Consider the following 15,918-nt stretch of genomic DNA (forward strand, 5'->3'; position numbering starts at 1 on the left):
ACCCACTATGAAACTGCATGAGTTAAAACCAGCAGAAGGTTCTCGTAAGCAACGCAATCGCGTTGGTCGTGGTATCGGTTCTGGTAACGGTAAAACAGCAGGTAAAGGTCATAAAGGTCAAAACGCTCGTTCTGGTGGCGGTGTACGCCCAGGATTTGAGGGCGGTCAAAACCCATTATTCCGTCGTTTACCAAAACGTGGATTTACGAACATTAATCGTAAAGAATACGCGATTGTTAACCTTGATGCTTTAAACCGTTTCGAAGACGGTGCAGAAGTTACTGCTGCATTATTACTTGAAACTGGTATAGTGAGCAACGAGAAAGCTGGAATTAAAGTTCTTGGCAACGGAGCTCTTAATAAAAAGCTTACTGTTAAAGCTCATAAATTCTCAGCTTCAGCGAAAGAAGCAATCGAGAATGCCGGCGGAACTACTGAGGTGATTTAATGTTTCAGACAATCTCTAACTTTATGCGTGTTCGAGATATAAGAAATAAAATCATTTTCACACTTTTAATGTTAATCGTTTTTCGTATTGGAACTTTCATTCCAGTACCAAACGTTGACGCTGATGTATTAAAGGCAACTGATGAGTTTAACCTCGTTGGTTTCCTGAATACTTTTGGCGGTGGTGCTTTAAAGAACTTCTCCATCTTCGCGATGGGAATTATGCCTTACATCACAGCCTCAATCATTGTTCAGTTATTGCAAATGGACGTAGTACCGAAATTTGCTGAGTGGGCAAAGCAAGGTGAAGTCGGAAGACGTAAACTTGCACAATTTACTCGCTACTTTACTATTATTCTTGCTTTTATCCAATCATTCGCAATGTCATTCGGTTTTAATAGAATGTATGGTGGATCTTTGATTAAAGAAGAGGGCGTTCTAACTTATGTTACAATTGCTATAGTATTGACAGCGGGAACAGCATTCCTAGTATGGCTTGCTGAGCAAATTACTGCTCACGGTGTTGGTAATGGTATTTCTGTTGTCATTTTCGCAGGTATCGTTGCAGCATTGCCTACAGGGATCAACCAAATTTTTGCACAGCAAATCGAGGGTGCTGGAGATAAATTATTTATCAACATCATTGTCCTTGCATTGCTTGTATTAATTTTATTAGCAGTTGTAGTTGGGGTTATATACGTGCAACAAGCACTTCGTAAAATTCCAATTCAATATGCGAAACGAGTTACTGGACGTAGTCAGCAAACTGGTGGTCAACAAACGCATCTACCGTTAAAAGTAAATGCTGCAGGGGTTATTCCGGTAATCTTTTCAGTAGCGTTTCTTGTAACACCTCAAACGCTTGCTGTGTTCTTTGGTGAAAATAGTGTTACAAATTGGATTACGAAAAATCTGCAGTATACGCAGCCTATCGGTATGACAATTTATATTATTTTGATCGTCGCGTTCACATATTTCTATGCATTCGTTCAAGTGAATCCAGAAAATGTGGCAGACAACTTGAAAAAACAAGGTGCTTACATTCCAGGTATTCGTCCTGGAGAAAACACTCAAACGTATTTAACAAGCGTGTTATATCGTCTAACTTTTGTTGGTGCGATATTCTTAACTGTTATTGCTGTAATGCCGATTTTATTCATTAATTTTATGAATTTACCTGCCTCAGTGCAGATCGGTGGTACTAGTATTATTATCGTAGTCGGTGTAGCGCTGGAAACGATGAAGCAGCTAGAATCTCAACTTGTTAAACGTCACTACAAAGGCTTTATGAAATAATGTTGGTTTTTAGGGAACGTTCCGTCGTTTCCTTAAATCAGCAAACCTTTTGTGGGAGGAATATTTCCTAATGAATATCGTTTTAATGGGTCTGCCAGGTGCTGGTAAAGGTACTCAGGCAGATAAAATTGTTGAGAAGTACGCGATTCCTCATATTTCTACAGGCGATATGTTCCGTGCTGCAATTAAAGAAGGTACTGAACTAGGCTTACAAGCGAAATCGTTTATGGATCAAGGTGCACTAGTATCTGATGAAGTAACGATTGGTATTGTTCGTGAGCGACTGGCTAAACCTGATTGTGAAAAGGGCTTCTTATTAGATGGATTCCCACGTACTGTTCCTCAAGCTGAAGCATTGGATAGCATTCTTGCTGATCTAGGTAAAGCGATTGAGCATACATTAAACATTCAAGTTGAAAAGGATGAGTTAATTGCTCGTCTTTCAGGTCGACGTATTTGTAAAACTTGTGGTACATCATATCATTTAATTTTCAATCCTCCTAAGGTGGAAGGAAAATGTGATAAAGATGGTGGCGAGCTTTATACACGTGCAGATGATAATCCTGAAACGGTTGCAAACCGTCTGGAAGTAAATATGAATCAAGCACAACCTCTACTTGATTTCTATCAAGCTAAAGGTGTGTTAACTAACATTGATGGACAGCAAGATATTAACAAAGTGTTTGCTGATCTTGATGCTCTATTACAGGGCAGCCGCAGCTGATACCCGGCTCCGGGCGCAGAGTACTGCTTCCGCGGGAGGCATGCGGGAGCAACAACGAAACATAATTTTTTTGAGAGTTGCAAAAGCATATTGTGCCCGGTATATATTTCTTCTAAAGAGTGCAACATACCTTTTGGAGGAGTATAATGGGTTTCGTGGAAGCATCTGTGTAACGGGTATGAATATCTCATCAAAGACATTCCGGTATTCGTGTAAACATGGGAGGTTCAGTGCCCTTATTGGTTCTGTAAATTCCGTGGATTGTGTGAAGCGAAACCAGACGAGCGTCTTTCAAACATCTCTCATACAATCCAAACATATGTTGAAACGAGGTTGCTTCTAAAGTTGCAGCAGATATCCGTTTGATGTAACGATGAGAACTTTAATTTGCATATAGAGAGGAGACAGAGTAGATGGCGAAAGATGATGTAATTGAAGTCGAAGGGACAGTTGTTGAGACTTTGCCAAACGCGATGTTTAAGGTAGAATTAGAAAATGGACATGTGATTCTAGCACACGTATCTGGTAAGATTCGTATGCACTTTATCCGTATTCTACCTGGAGATAAGGTTACTATCGAGTTATCTCCTTATGATTTAACTCGCGGTCGTATCACATACCGTTTTAAATAATCTTTTGCGCTCCGGACTACTAAGGAGGTTAGGTTAGATGAAAGTGAGACCATCTGTGAAACCGATCTGCGAAAAATGTAAAGTAATTCGCCGACGCGGTAAAGTAATGGTAATCTGTGAAAATCCTAAACATAAACAAAAACAAGGTTAATTCTAAAGGAGGTGCACAACGTACATGGCACGTATTGCTGGTGTTGATATTCCTCGCGACAAACGCGTGGTAATTTCATTAACGTACATTTTCGGTATTGGTAAAACTACAGCTCAGAAAGTACTAGCTGATGCAGGTATTTCAGAAGATACACGCGTACGCGACTTAACTGAAGATGAGTTAAACAAAATCCGTGAACAATTAGATTCATACAAACTTGAAGGTGACTTACGTCGCGAAACTTCATTAAATATTAAACGTCTGATGGAAATCGGTTCATTCCGTGGTATCCGTCACCGTCGTGGCTTACCTGTTCGTGGTCAAAATACGAAGAACAATGCGCGTACGCGTAAAGGTCCTCGTAAAACTGTTGCGAACAAGAAAAAATAATTGGTAAAGGAGGTTCCTTCTTAACATGGCTCGTAAACAACAAACTCGTAAACGTCGTGTGAAAAAGAATATCGAATCTGGTATTGCACACATTCGTTCTACATTTAACAATACAATTGTAACGATTACAGATATGCAAGGTAACGCTGTATCTTGGTCAAGTGCTGGTGCTCTTGGTTTCCGTGGTTCACGTAAATCTACACCATTCGCTGCTCAAATGGCTGCAGAAACTGCTGCTAAAACATCCCTTGAACATGGTCTGAAAACGTTGGAAGTAACTGTTAAAGGTCCTGGTGCTGGTCGTGAAGCTGCTATTCGTGCACTTCAAGCTGCTGGTTTAGAAGTAACTGCTATTAAAGACGTTACTCCAGTTCCTCATAATGGTTGCCGTCCGCCAAAACGTCGTCGCGTGTAATGGGTGCGTCTCATATTGTATGAGAACATCATTTTTTGTACAGACTGTCTTGTGCAGATAATAAACGATACGTCATTGACGATCGAATCTATGATGGAAAGAACCTATACATTCGATGTTTTGAAGGAGGGTAAATAAAATGATCGAAATTGAAAAACCAAAGATTGAAACGGTGGAGATCAGCGAAGATTCCAAATATGGAAAGTTTGTTGTAGAACCGCTTGAACGCGGATATGGAAACACTTTGGGTAATTCTTTACGTCGTATCCTTCTGTCTTCATTACCAGGAGCTGCTGTCACTTCAATTCAAATTGATGGTGTTCTTCACGAATTCTCGACTGTAGAAGGCGTAGTAGAAGATGTAGCTTCAATCATTTTGAACGTGAAAAAACTAGCTCTTAAAATCTACTCTGACGAAGAAAAAGTTATTGAGATTGATGTAAAAGGCGATGGTACAGTTACGGCTGCTGACATTACACATGACAGTGACGTAGAAATTTTAAACCCAGATCTATATATTGCAACAATCGCTAAAAACGGTCATTTACGTATGCGTATGTATGCACAACGCGGCCGTGGTTACACTCCTGCTGATCAAAACAAACGTGAGGATCTTCCTATCGGCGTGATCCCGATCGACTCTATTTACACTCCAGTATCACGCGTCAATTTCCAAGTGGAAAATACTCGTGTAGGTCAGTCTTCTGACTACGACAAACTTTCTCTTGATGTGTGGACAGATGGTAGCATCGGTCCGAAAGAGGCGATTTCGCTCGGAGCAAAAATTTTAACCGAGCATCTTAACATCTTCGTTGGCATGACGGATGAGGCACAGACTGCTGAAATCATGGTCGAAAAAGAAGAAGATCAAAAAGAAAAAGTTTTAGAGATGACTATCGAAGAACTTGATCTTTCTGTTCGTTCTTATAACTGTTTAAAACGCGCTGGTATTAATACAGTACTAGAACTTGCGAATAAATCAGAAGACGATATGATGAAAGTTCGTAACCTTGGACGTAAGTCACTAGAAGAAGTAAAAGCGAAGTTAGAAGAGCTTGGTTTAGGATTACGCAAAGAAGACTAAGCGATTTAAACAACACTAATAAGATCAGATTTTTTCTATAAAGGAGGGAAACATCCATGGGTTACAGAAAACTTGGTCGTACAAGTTCTCAACGTAAAGCGATGTTACGTGACTTAGCTACTGATTTAATCATCAACGAGCGTATCGAAACTACTGAGGCTCGCGCTAAAGAAGTACGTAAAGCTGTTGAAAAAATGATTACTTTAGGTAAACGCGGAGATTTACACGCACGCCGTCAAGCTGCTGCATTCATCCGTCGCGAACTAGTAACAACGACTGATGCTGAAGGTAACGAAACAACATCATTTGCACTTCAAAAGTTATTTGATGATGTTGCACCACGTTATGCAGAGCGTCAAGGTGGTTACACTCGTATTCTTAAAGTAGGTCCTCGTCGTGGTGACGGTGCACCTGTTGTTGTGATTGAACTAGTTTAATCATAAGAGAAGACTTGTGGTGAAGAGGGTGGGAATCACCACCCTCTTTCTTTATAAATGATTTATACGACAAATAATTAAGCTGAGCGTTATGATGAGCGGGCACTTTAGGGTGTGGCGTCTCGTTTAGCTCTCCGCACCTCATTCAGGAGAAATAAGGGCTTGAGCACCCGTATTTCTTGTAAATGTAACGACAAGCGCATTTCTATCGAATGAGGTGCGCGCTTTTTTATTATGTGGGATAGCGCCAATTTGTGGTGCTTTTTTTAATATATGGGTTTTCTTTAGACGCTCAAAAGTGCACCATCAAATTGAGTTGTTATAGTAGTATTTTTCTTTTATCGACATACGGATTGTAGTAGAATTCATACATAAAAAAGTGTAAGTTAGTTAGTAGAGCTGAGCATGTAGAGAGGAGTTCTAGAAATGCCTGAAATTTTATCTTTAAATAATGTGACTTTTTCATATACACCAGAAATTCAAGACAGTCGTAATGCTGTAGAACATGTTAGTTTCGCTGTTGAAGAAGGCGAATGGATTGCCATAGTTGGACATAATGGTTCAGGTAAATCCACTATTGCCAAGCTGATGAACGGCTTGTTATTCCCTCAGCAGGGGGATGTGCGAATATTACGAGAACCCTTAAGTGAAGAAAACCTTTGGGAATCTCGCTCCTTAATGGGTATGGTTTTTCAAAACCCTGATAATCAGTTTGTAGGTGCCACTGTACAGGATGATGTTGCATTTGCCTTAGAAAACAATGGTGTGCCTTTTGAAGAAATGGTGAAACGTGTACACGCGGCACTAGAGCAAGTAAAAATGGACACGTTTTTAGATCATGAGCCACATCACTTATCTGGAGGACAGAAACAACGCGTTGCCATTGCTGGTGCACTTGCACTAAAGCCAAAGCTTCTCATTTTAGATGAGGCTACATCGATGTTGGATCCTCAGGGCCGTGCAGAGGTGTTACAAACTGTCCAAACATTACGTGCAGAAACGGGATTAACAGTAATATCCATAACACATGATTTAGAAGAAGCCATGTTAGCAGATCGAGTTCTTTTTATGAATGATGGCAAGAAGTTTGCAGAAGGTACACCTGCTGAAATCTTTGCACTTGGGGACAAGCTAGTTGAGTTTGGACTAGATTTACCATTTGCCTTGAAGTTATCAAAGCTATTGCAAAAGGAAGGTGTTCCATTAATGGGACAACATATGACAGAAGAAGAGTTGGTGAATGATTTATGGACATCAAACTTCAACAAATAAGCTATGCCTATGCACAGGGGACACCTTTTGAAAAACGGGCATTATTCGATGTAGACTTTGACATTCCATCCCATACTTATCAGGCAATTATAGGTCATACGGGTTCTGGGAAATCAACCATTCTTCAGCATTTTAATGCACTTCTAAGACCTACTTCAGGAGAAGTACATATAGGGGATCGCCTGATTGTAGCTGGGAAAAAAGCAAAGGATTTAAAAGCTGTAAGACAAAAGGTCGGTATTGTCTTTCAATTCCCTGAGCATCAACTATTTGAAGAAACAGTGTTAAAGGATATTATGTTTGGGCCAATGAACTTTGGTGTATCAGAGAAGGAGGCTGAAGCACGTGCAAGAGAACTTGTCAGCTTAGTTGGATTACCGAACAACGTGCTTGAGAAGTCTCCGTTTGATTTATCGGGTGGTCAAATGCGCCGAGTGGCAATTGCGGGTGTTTTGGCGATGGATCCAGAGGTAATTGTGTTGGATGAACCAACAGCTGGACTTGATCCACGAGGTCAAAAAGAGATCATGGATATGTTTTATCAACTCCATCAAGATCGTCGCCTTACAACGATTCTTGTCACACATAGTATGGAGGATGCGGCTCGATATGCAGATAATATTGTAATCATGCATGAAGGAAAAAATGTCTTAAGTGGACCACCACAAACTATTTTTAAAGATGGTGAAACATTAAAGAGTTTCCGCTTAGAGCCACCACGTATTGTCCGCTTTCAACAGAAGATTGAGCACATGATGGGTCGGTCCTTGTCAAAGGTTTGCTTGACGGAAGAGGAACTCGCTGCTGAAATTGCTCAAATGCTTAGAGAGGAGCGTGCAGAGCCATGATGGAAAAAATGATCTTTGGACGCTTCCTACCAGGTGACTCACCTGTGCATAAACTAGATCCACGATCAAAACTAATCTTTGTGTTTGCCTTTATTATTATTGTGTTTTTGGCCAACAATACAGTGACCTATGCTATGCTGCTAGCATTTACGCTCTTGATTGTATTAGTATCACGTATTCGTCTGTATTTTTTAATTAATGGTCTCAAACCGGTTCTCTTTTTAATGGCTTTCACATTTCTTCTTCATATATTTATGACGAAGGAAGGCGTCCCTGTTTTCGAGTCAAAGTTTATCACGATATACGATGAAGGAATTAGACGAGGAATATTTATTTCGGTACGTTTTCTAGTATTAGTATTTATGACATCTATCTTAACGTTAACAACATCACCGATCTCCATTACAGATGGTATTGAGGTTCTTTTAAATCCATTAAAAGCAATAAAAGTACCAGTTCATGAATTGGCTTTGATGATGTCCATTTCCTTACGTTTCATACCAACTTTAATGGATGAAACAGATAAGATTATGAAGGCACAAATGGCCCGAGGCTCAGATTTATCCTCTGGACCAATAAAAGATCGTATAAAGGCAGTAGTGCCATTGTTAGTACCACTTTTTGTCAGTGCATTTAAGAGAGCTGAGGATCTAGCAACTGCGATGGAAGTAAGAGGCTATCGTGGTGGTGAAGGTCGTACAAGGTACCGTAGGCTAAAATGGGATATGGGTGACACATTTGCACTTGTGTTACTAGTAGCAATAGGCGTATTGCTATTCTTTTATAGAAGTTAAAAGGAGTAGGCTTGATGCGACGATTAAAAGTAATTATAAGCTATGATGGAACGCTTTTTTCTGGCTATCAAGTACAGCCTGGAGAGCGCACAGTACAGGCTGAGCTTGAGCGTGTACTGTCCATTATGCATAAAGGAGAAAAGATTAAGGTAACTGCAAGTGGACGTACAGATGCAAGAGTTCATGCTACAGGACAAACATTGCATTTCGATACACCTCTTGCCATTCCAGTTGACAAGTATAGCAAGGCTTTGAATGTGCAACTACCAAGAGATATTCGCGTACTATCGGTAGAGGAAGTGGCACATGACTTTCATGCACGCTATAGTGTGACAGGGAAGCGCTATCGCTATATTTGGTCTTGTGAGCCTATCCAAAGCCCATTTCGCAGATATTACACAGTCGAGACAAGTGGCGTCAAACCTAATGTAGAGGCGATGCAAGAGGCAGCTAAGGCTATCGTTGGTACACATGACTTTTCATGCTTTTGTGCAGCGAATACAAGTGTGAAGGATAAAGTACGTACTGTCACGACACTGCAATTTGAATGGCATGGAGAAGAACTTCATATGGTGATTGAAGGCAATGGTTTCTTATATAATATGGTGCGTATTATTGCAGGTACACTTTGGGAGGTTGGCTTAGGTCGCCGCACGATTGATAATGTGGCACTTGTAGTCGCCTCTGAAGATCGCGATAAAGCGGGAAAAACCGCGCCACCACAAGGGTTATACTTAGAAAAAGTGTTCTATTAGTGATGTTTTAGAATTCTGAACAACTTTACCAGGCGTTTAATGAAATTGCTTGACTTTAAAAGTCATTCATTATATGATAACAGATGGTATTTTCATTACCACCACAAATAAGCCCCGAAACTTATAGTGTAGTCTAATGAAAAATAACGGTAATCGAATCGATTAGGAGGATATATACATGCGTACAACATTCATGGCTAAAGGTCACGAAGTAGACCGTAAATGGTTAGTAGTTGATGCAGAAGGCCAAACTCTTGGACGTTTAGCTTCTGAAGTAGCTGCAATCTTACGTGGTAAACATAAACCAACATTCACACCAAACGTTGACACAGGTGATCACGTAATCATCATCAACGCTGACAAAATCCATTTAACTGGTAACAAATTAGAGGGTAAACTTTACCGTCACCATACTCAATTTGCAGGTGGTTTAAAAACGCGTACTGCTGGTGAAATGCTAGATAAGTACCCAACAAGAATGATCGAATTAGCAGTTAAAGGAATGCTTCCTAAAAACTCTTTAGGTCGCAAAATGTTCACTAAACTTAACGTTTATACTGGAACAGAGCATCCACATGCTGCACAAAAACCAGAAGCATACGAGCTTCGCGGATAATATAAATTAAGAGGAGGATATTACTTTGGCACAAGTTCAATACATCGGCACTGGTCGCCGTAAAAGCTCTGTAGCTCGCGTACGTTTAGTACCAGGTACAGGTAAAATTGTTATCAATAAACGTGAAATCGAAGAATACGTACCATTCGCTGCATTACGCGAAGTAATTAAACAACCATTAGTAGCTACTGAAACTACAGGAAGCTATGATATCCACGTAAACGTTAACGGTGGTGGATACACTGGTCAAGCTGGTGCTGTTCGTCACGGTATCGCTCGTGCTCTACTTCAAGTAGACCCAGATTTCCGTGCTGCATTAAAATCAGCTGGATTACTTACTCGTGATTCACGCATGAAAGAACGTAAAAAACCAGGTCTACGCGGCGCTCGTCGTGCACCTCAGTTCTCAAAACGTTAATATCAGCGTTCTATATCAAGACTCTTTCTACTTTTGTGGAAAGAGTCTTTTTTGTTATTTAGTCATTAGACTAAAGGTTGCTTACTCTTATTTCTTATAAAGCGGATGATTGCAAATTCTAGATGCGATGTAACACTGCCAATGACTAGTGTGAACCAGTATGTAGCTGTCCCTTTTTACATAATCATTACTATTTCCGCACAGATTTAAGATATATTAAAAATATTTTCGCATAAGTTTATGTTTTTTTAAGAAATTATTTAGAGGGAGTTTAACATTCCACTTTAATATAGTTCTTGAAGGTACTACAAACCATGCATTTTCTTGAAATTGTCATTATGGGTTTGGCGTAACTCAAAAATAGAATGTAACGATGGAGGTAAGTAGGTATGAAAAAATTATTGATAGTATCGGTTGCGGCAATGGCACTACTTGCAGCATGTCAAGATAAGGAGCCTGAGAAAGGCAATAGTGAGGAAATAAAAACAGAAAGTGCTGCTACAACGAAGGATCAAGCAAAGGAGCAATTAACGAAGGGTGAAGAAATGGCCAATATATTAAGTAGTACGAATTGGCAAGGCACAAAAGTATATGATAAAGACAACAATGATTTAACTGCGGAGAATTCTAACTTTATTGGCTTAGCAAAATATGATGCTGAGGCAGGTCATTATGAATTCTTTGACGCTGCTACTGGTGAAAGCCGTGATGATAAAGGGACGTTCTTTATCACAAATGATGGGACACAAAGAATTTTAATTTCTGAATCCAAGGATTATCAAGCTATTGTAGAAATTACAGAGCTAAACGATAGTATCTTTACTTATAAAAGAATGGGCAAAGATGCTGCTGGCAATGAGGTAGAAGTGTTCGTTGAGCATATTCCATATAAAGAAAATGAACTGGCATTTACCGATTCAAATAAAACGCTGAATGCTTCAACAGGTAATATTGTTACAGACGTTGACGGAGATAAGATTTTAGCTGATACATTATGGCACGGAACTGTTGTATTAGATGAAGCAGGTAATGATTTAACAGAGTTTAATTCAAATTTTATCAGCATTGCAAAATATGACGCAAATACAAATAAATATGAGTTCTTCAACCCTGAAACAGGTGAGAGTCGTGGCGACTATGGTTATTTTAATGTCATTCATGGCAATAAAATAAGAGCTCATGTTTCAATCGGTGATAATAAGTATGGCGTTGCCCTTGAAATTACTGAAATCAATGAGAAGAAATTCACGTATAAACGTACAGGTAAAGACAAAGACGGTAATAATATAACTGTATTTGTTGAGCATGAACCTTATGAAGGTGGATTAAATCCTGTATTTACAATGCAATAAAATGATACTTCCTCCTTTATTATAGAAGAAAATCAAAACTCCTAAGTTTATTACTTGGGAGTTTTTTTTACTTTCTGGCATAGTTCATCTACTAATTTCGTACACTAAATGTAAAAGGGTGGTGGATATGGGTGAAGCGCTGGCTTGCACTAGGAGTAATTATGCTTATGAGTATAGTGGTCGTGGCATATGAAACAAATGCTTCGGACCGTAACTTCTTCTTACCAGACCCACTTGGTGGCATCAAAATTGTCATTGATGCAGGGCATGGTGGTGAGGACGGAGGAGCTTCAAAGGGCGAAGTAATTGAAAAGGAAATTACACTTGCAATTGCTCAGCATGTGGAGAAGAAATTAAAGAAAAAAGGCGCAACAGTCGTAATGACGCGAACAAAAAACGGGGATGTGATTGATGAGCATGCGCCGTCGGAAAAGTATGGAACTTTAAGAGAGCGGAAAAAGCAGGATATTTTCTTAAGAAAGGATATCGTTGAAAAAGAAAAGCCTGATGTATTTATTACAATTCATGCAAATGCTATACCCGAAACAAAATGGCGTGGTGCACAGGTGTTTTATCATAAGGAAGGACATGCCGATGGCGAAATTCTTGCCAAGAGTATTCAACAATCCATTCGCACTAATCTAAAAAATACAGACCGAGAAGCTTTGTCTATTAAGCAAATTTATTTACTGAAGAAAGTAGAAGTCCCTGCAGCATTAGTAGAGACTGGTTTTATCAGTAATGATGAAGAACGAGCATTATTAATCGATAAGAACTACCAGGAAAAAATGGCAGATGCCATAGTTGAAGGTATAGAAGAGTATTTATTAGCTAAGATTGAGTAGAGCAACATCTACAACGTAAACCATATCAGTATGATATACTAACATTGAGACAATATAAGGGGAGTGTTCGTCGTGATTACTGAACAACAAGTACGAGAAATACTAGGACAACTACAAGATCCATTTTTACATAAATCGCTTGCAGAAACAGATGGTATTACAAACGTAGCAATAAAAGAAGAAAAAAATCATGTTAGTGTAAAAATTGCGATCGCTAAATTAAATACACCTGAACAGCTACAGCTACAAATGAAGGTTGTTGAGGTGTTGAAAGAAGCGGGTGCAAATACGGTTGGCATTCGTTTTGAAGAACTATCAACAGAAAAATTACAAAGCTTCCGTGGCACTGCAACAGAGTCAGAAGCACAAGATATTTTATCTCCACTAAGCACAGTACAAGTGATTTCAATTGCTTCTGGTAAAGGGGGAGTAGGTAAATCTACAGTATCAGTTAACTTAGCTGTTGCTTTAGCTCGTCTAGGAAAGAAGGTCGGATTAATCGACGCCGATATTTATGGCTTTAGTGTGCCCGATATGATGGGTGTGACGGATATGCCTAAAGTAGTTGACAATCGTATTTTCCCCGTAGATCGCTTGGGTGTAAAAATGATTTCAATGGGCTTCTTTGTGGAAAACAACGCACCGATTGTATGGCGTGGTCCAATGCTAGGTAAAGTATTAGATCAGTTTTTCCGTGATGTTGAATGGGGAGAGCTAGACTATCTACTATTAGATTTACCTCCAGGCACAGGTGACGTAGCATTAGATATCCATCAAATGCTACCATCATCAAAAGAAATTGTTGTCACAACACCGCATCCGACAGCAGCATTTGTTGCAGCTCGTGCAGGAGCAATGGCTCTTCAAACAGACCATGAAATTTTAGGTGTTATCGAAAATATGGCTTGGTTTGAATCTAAATCAGGTGATCGAGAATTTGTCTTTGGACAAGGAGGCGGACCTAAGCTAGCTGATGAATTACGTACAGAGCTGCTTGGGCAGATTCCGCTTGGTCAACCCGATTGGACAGAAGAAGATTTTGCTCCGTCTGTTTATGCTGAGAAACATACGACAGGACAAATTTATTTAGACATCGCGACGAAAATCATTGATAAATTAAGTAAATAAATAAAAAACGGATTTCCACCTTTTATGGGGAAATCCGTTTTTAAATTGCTATGGTTACTCAGTACTTTTTTGCTCCTTATCCGATCCGCCATCACTTTCACCACTAGCTTCTTTCTTATCGCCACTTCCTGATGAACCCGTTTCGCCACTCTTTTTAATAAGTTCCTGCCATTTAGATTGCATTAAAGGGCTTTCGATCGTTTCCTTTACCACTTGCTCCATTTGCTTGCGCATATTGGATGATTTTAGGATGGTCTCTAGCTGCTTTTGCATATCGGGTTGCCCAAAAAAGGCCTCCATATCCTTTTGGAAAGTCGGATCTTTTATTAAGTCCTTCATAATATCCTGTTGCTGTTTTTGCATGCTTTTTGCAACAGTTTCTTTAAATTTTGGATCTTCAAAGGTTTTCTTCCAAAAGTCTTCTGCTTCCTTGGAAAGTAATGTTTCCTCAGTAGCCTTTTTCACTTCATCATGCTCTAAAATCAAAAGCTCACGGAAACTTGGCTCCTCCAAAAGCTGTCGCAATGCCTTTTTACCATCCTCTGTTTGCAAAGAGTCAATCATGATTTTTTTTATTTCATCATAGGACATGGTAGAGGTTTTATCTTGTGAACAGGCAGAAAGAAAAAGCATTAGAATCAATAATAAGGTGAATTTTCGCATCGACAATCAGTCCTTTCTCTAGATAGACTCTTTCAATTATTGTTCACATTTCTCGGGACTTTATGTATTGGTTAGGATGAGAAATAGCTTTTTTAACAAGGCATTGATAAAATAAGGACAGATATATTGAGAAATTGGGGGATTTTTAGTTGTGACGATACGAAATTGGGCAAAGTTTTTCTTCTTTGCAATGCTCGTTGGTGGTGCAGTCAACGGAGTTTTTAGTTTATTTATTCGCTGGGAATTTTTCCAACCATACATAGCAAATGGTCAATGGGGCGAATTTTTCGCTGGACTTTTATGGATGGTTTTCTTAGGGTTTACCATGAGTGTTATAGCACAAGCTGGTTTTTTTGCTTATTTAACACTTCATCAAGTAGGTGTTAATATTTTTAGAACACTGACATTATGGAATTGGGTACAGCTATTATTAATTGCCATAACGATTTTCGATATTATATTCTTCCGCTTTATTCCTGGTGTGAAGGATGGACAAAGCTGGTTGTTCTACGTTGGATTATTAATTGTTCTAATATTTGGTGCAATAGCAACAGCTGTTCAAAAAGTAAAATTAACGGGGAAAAAGCATGTAATGATTTCGGCTCTATTCTTTATGATTGTCATTACAACGCTGGAATGGACAATTGCATTAATGGGTCGTGATGAAAATATTAATGAATATGTTGCGCTTTTATTATTCCCATTATTGGCTGTTAATGCGTATCAACTATTAGTATTGCCTAAATATAATGCAAAATCCGATGAAGATCGTCAAAAATTAGAAGCACGCCGCAAAGCTCGTCGTGAACAGGCTAAAAATGCATAAGAAAAAATTGCCTCACTTTAGTGGAGGCAATTTTTTTATGGGGCTTTTTTAGTTTGAACTTTATAACCAAATATATTTTCTTCAATTGACATAAACTTATGTTGTTGTATTAGAGCGTTAAGCTCTTTAAAGGATATTTGATTATTTTGATGGAGTGGAAAAAATACAAAATCACCTTTTTGTAATTTAGGCGTTTTCTCACCCTGCCAAATAAGAGAAGGCGACAGTAAATTCATTTGTTGTTGGAATAAAGATTTCTGTAAATCCTGCGAATATTGATGATTTCGGGTAGCAAACCATAAAGGTTTTTCCTTTAAATACTTTTCATAGGTATTAATATCTTTTTGGATGAGCGTAATGTCAACGGGTTCTTCTATTGAATCATCTGGACCAAGTAGTCCTGTAGGCAATTTTCGTTGTTGTATAATTTTCAAATGTTCGGGTGAACGTTTAATCCAGTCGGTATCTAAAAGCAGAAGAGGATAAGGCTCTTTCACCGTTTGAAGCCATTCTAATAGAGAGTCATCAGAGAAAGAAATCTCTACAATAAGAGATGTGCCATAATGTCCTTTCGTGACCACTACTGGTGCATTCGCAATATTAAATACAGAAATCATCGTTGAGTTTATAGGCTTTAGAAAAGCAAAAAGGATTACAATCAAAAGCAGTGAAATCAACGTTTTGCGGACCATAATAATAACCTCATTTCTAAGATTTTAAATAAAAAATGAATCTCTTTAAAAAAACTTATGATTTAGTGTTGACTTTCATGAATAATCGATGTTATTATGTATAAGTCGCCAAGAGGTGACAGTGAAATAAAAA

20 protein-coding genes and 2 pseudogenes are annotated in these 15,918 nt (G+C 38.9%); 20 read left to right on the forward strand and 2 right to left on the reverse strand.

Going from position 1 to position 15,918, the window contains the following annotated elements; translation table 11 throughout:
* Nucleotides 1–7: 7 nt before the first annotated feature.
* From rplO to CRI88_RS17085, 19 genes and pseudogenes are all read left to right on the forward strand, one after another.
* Nucleotides 8–448: a 50S ribosomal protein L15 gene (gene rplO / locus CRI88_RS16995; protein WP_036129082.1), complete on the forward strand. Its 441-nt coding sequence runs from the start codon at nucleotides 8–10 to the stop codon at nucleotides 446–448.
* Nucleotides 448–1,743, forward strand: coding sequence for a preprotein translocase subunit SecY (gene secY / locus CRI88_RS17000; protein ID WP_036129079.1), 1,296 nt, complete (start codon nucleotides 448–450; stop codon nucleotides 1,741–1,743). The genes rplO and secY overlap by 1 nt, the downstream gene beginning before the upstream one ends.
* Nucleotides 1,744–1,813: 70 nt before the next feature.
* A complete protein-coding gene (locus CRI88_RS17005) occupies nucleotides 1,814–2,467 on the forward strand; it encodes an adenylate kinase (protein WP_101966878.1) in 654 nt (217 codons plus the stop codon).
* A 252-nt stretch (nucleotides 2,468–2,719) separates the two neighbouring features.
* Nucleotides 2,720–2,794 (forward strand): annotated as a pseudogene (locus tag CRI88_RS17010) (type I methionyl aminopeptidase); the annotation flags it as partial.
* 86 nt (nucleotides 2,795–2,880) lie between these two features.
* Nucleotides 2,881–3,099, forward strand: a complete 219-nt coding sequence (gene infA, locus CRI88_RS17015) for a translation initiation factor IF-1 (protein WP_004233690.1) — start codon at nucleotides 2,881–2,883, stop codon at nucleotides 3,097–3,099.
* Nucleotides 3,100–3,136: 37 nt separating this feature from the next.
* On the forward strand, nucleotides 3,137–3,250 hold the full coding sequence (rpmJ, locus tag CRI88_RS17020) for a 50S ribosomal protein L36 (RefSeq protein WP_000868344.1): 114 nt from the start codon (nucleotides 3,137–3,139) through the stop codon (nucleotides 3,248–3,250).
* A gap of 24 nt (nucleotides 3,251–3,274) precedes the next feature.
* Nucleotides 3,275–3,640: a 30S ribosomal protein S13 gene (rpsM, locus tag CRI88_RS17025; RefSeq protein WP_004233729.1), complete on the forward strand. Its 366-nt coding sequence runs from the start codon at nucleotides 3,275–3,277 to the stop codon at nucleotides 3,638–3,640.
* 25 nt (nucleotides 3,641–3,665) lie between these two features.
* Nucleotides 3,666–4,055, forward strand: a complete 390-nt coding sequence (gene rpsK, locus CRI88_RS17030) for a 30S ribosomal protein S11 (protein WP_004233731.1) — start codon at nucleotides 3,666–3,668, stop codon at nucleotides 4,053–4,055.
* A gap of 139 nt (nucleotides 4,056–4,194) precedes the next feature.
* On the forward strand, nucleotides 4,195–5,139 hold the full coding sequence (locus tag CRI88_RS17035) for a DNA-directed RNA polymerase subunit alpha (protein ID WP_004233733.1): 945 nt from the start codon (nucleotides 4,195–4,197) through the stop codon (nucleotides 5,137–5,139).
* Between the two features lie 56 nt (nucleotides 5,140–5,195).
* Complete coding sequence (gene rplQ, locus CRI88_RS17040) at nucleotides 5,196–5,576, forward strand: 50S ribosomal protein L17 (protein ID WP_012296051.1); 381 nt, start codon at nucleotides 5,196–5,198, stop codon at nucleotides 5,574–5,576.
* 426 nt (nucleotides 5,577–6,002) lie between these two features.
* Nucleotides 6,003–6,848 carry an energy-coupling factor ABC transporter ATP-binding protein gene (locus tag CRI88_RS17045; RefSeq protein WP_036129072.1) on the forward strand — a complete coding sequence of 282 codons (846 nt, stop codon included), beginning with the start codon at nucleotides 6,003–6,005 and terminating at the stop codon, nucleotides 6,846–6,848.
* Complete coding sequence (locus CRI88_RS17050) at nucleotides 6,824–7,696, forward strand: energy-coupling factor ABC transporter ATP-binding protein (protein ID WP_036129071.1); 873 nt, start codon at nucleotides 6,824–6,826, stop codon at nucleotides 7,694–7,696. Before CRI88_RS17045 ends, CRI88_RS17050 begins: the two co-directional genes overlap by 25 nt.
* On the forward strand, nucleotides 7,693–8,490 hold the full coding sequence (locus CRI88_RS17055; RefSeq protein WP_036129069.1) for an energy-coupling factor transporter transmembrane component T family protein: 798 nt from the start codon (nucleotides 7,693–7,695) through the stop codon (nucleotides 8,488–8,490). Before CRI88_RS17050 ends, CRI88_RS17055 begins: the two co-directional genes overlap by 4 nt.
* A gap of 14 nt (nucleotides 8,491–8,504) precedes the next feature.
* On the forward strand, nucleotides 8,505–9,245 hold the full coding sequence (truA, locus tag CRI88_RS17060) for a tRNA pseudouridine(38-40) synthase TruA (RefSeq protein ID WP_101966879.1): 741 nt from the start codon (nucleotides 8,505–8,507) through the stop codon (nucleotides 9,243–9,245).
* Nucleotides 9,246–9,423: 178 nt separating this feature from the next.
* A complete protein-coding gene (rplM, locus tag CRI88_RS17065; protein WP_004233742.1) occupies nucleotides 9,424–9,861 on the forward strand; it encodes a 50S ribosomal protein L13 in 438 nt (145 codons plus the stop codon).
* Between the two features lie 25 nt (nucleotides 9,862–9,886).
* Entirely contained in the window at nucleotides 9,887–10,279 is a 393-nt protein-coding gene (gene rpsI, locus CRI88_RS17070; protein WP_004233744.1) for a 30S ribosomal protein S9, read from the forward strand.
* Nucleotides 10,280–10,806: 527 nt separating this feature from the next.
* Nucleotides 10,807–11,631: pseudogene (locus CRI88_RS17075) on the forward strand (DUF4822 domain-containing protein); the annotation flags it as partial.
* A gap of 131 nt (nucleotides 11,632–11,762) precedes the next feature.
* Nucleotides 11,763–12,476 (forward strand): N-acetylmuramoyl-L-alanine amidase, encoded by a 714-nt coding sequence (locus CRI88_RS17080; RefSeq protein ID WP_036129063.1) that lies wholly within the window; start codon nucleotides 11,763–11,765, stop codon nucleotides 12,474–12,476.
* A gap of 72 nt (nucleotides 12,477–12,548) precedes the next feature.
* Entirely contained in the window at nucleotides 12,549–13,604 is a 1,056-nt protein-coding gene (locus CRI88_RS17085) for a P-loop NTPase (RefSeq protein ID WP_036129061.1), read from the forward strand.
* Between the two features lie 54 nt (nucleotides 13,605–13,658).
* On the opposite strand, the gene gerD is transcribed toward CRI88_RS17085, so the two are convergent.
* The gene (gene gerD / locus CRI88_RS17090; RefSeq protein WP_036129059.1) at nucleotides 13,659–14,267 is read right to left on the reverse strand and encodes a spore germination lipoprotein GerD; all 609 of its coding nucleotides are present in this window, start codon (nucleotides 14,265–14,267) and stop codon (nucleotides 13,659–13,661) included.
* Between the two features lie 151 nt (nucleotides 14,268–14,418).
* Between gerD and CRI88_RS17095 the strand changes: the two genes are divergently transcribed.
* Nucleotides 14,419–15,093: a KinB-signaling pathway activation protein gene (locus tag CRI88_RS17095; protein ID WP_009374014.1), complete on the forward strand. Its 675-nt coding sequence runs from the start codon at nucleotides 14,419–14,421 to the stop codon at nucleotides 15,091–15,093.
* Nucleotides 15,094–15,128: 35 nt separating this feature from the next.
* Here CRI88_RS17095 and CRI88_RS17100 read toward each other — a convergent pair whose 3' ends face one another.
* Entirely contained in the window at nucleotides 15,129–15,785 is a 657-nt protein-coding gene (locus tag CRI88_RS17100) for a hypothetical protein (protein ID WP_101966881.1), read from the reverse strand.
* Nucleotides 15,786–15,918 lie beyond the last annotated feature (133 nt).

It is taken from the genome of Lysinibacillus fusiformis, assembly GCF_002845985.1.
Lineage (GTDB): Bacteria > Bacillota > Bacilli > Bacillales_A > Planococcaceae > Lysinibacillus > Lysinibacillus fusiformis_D.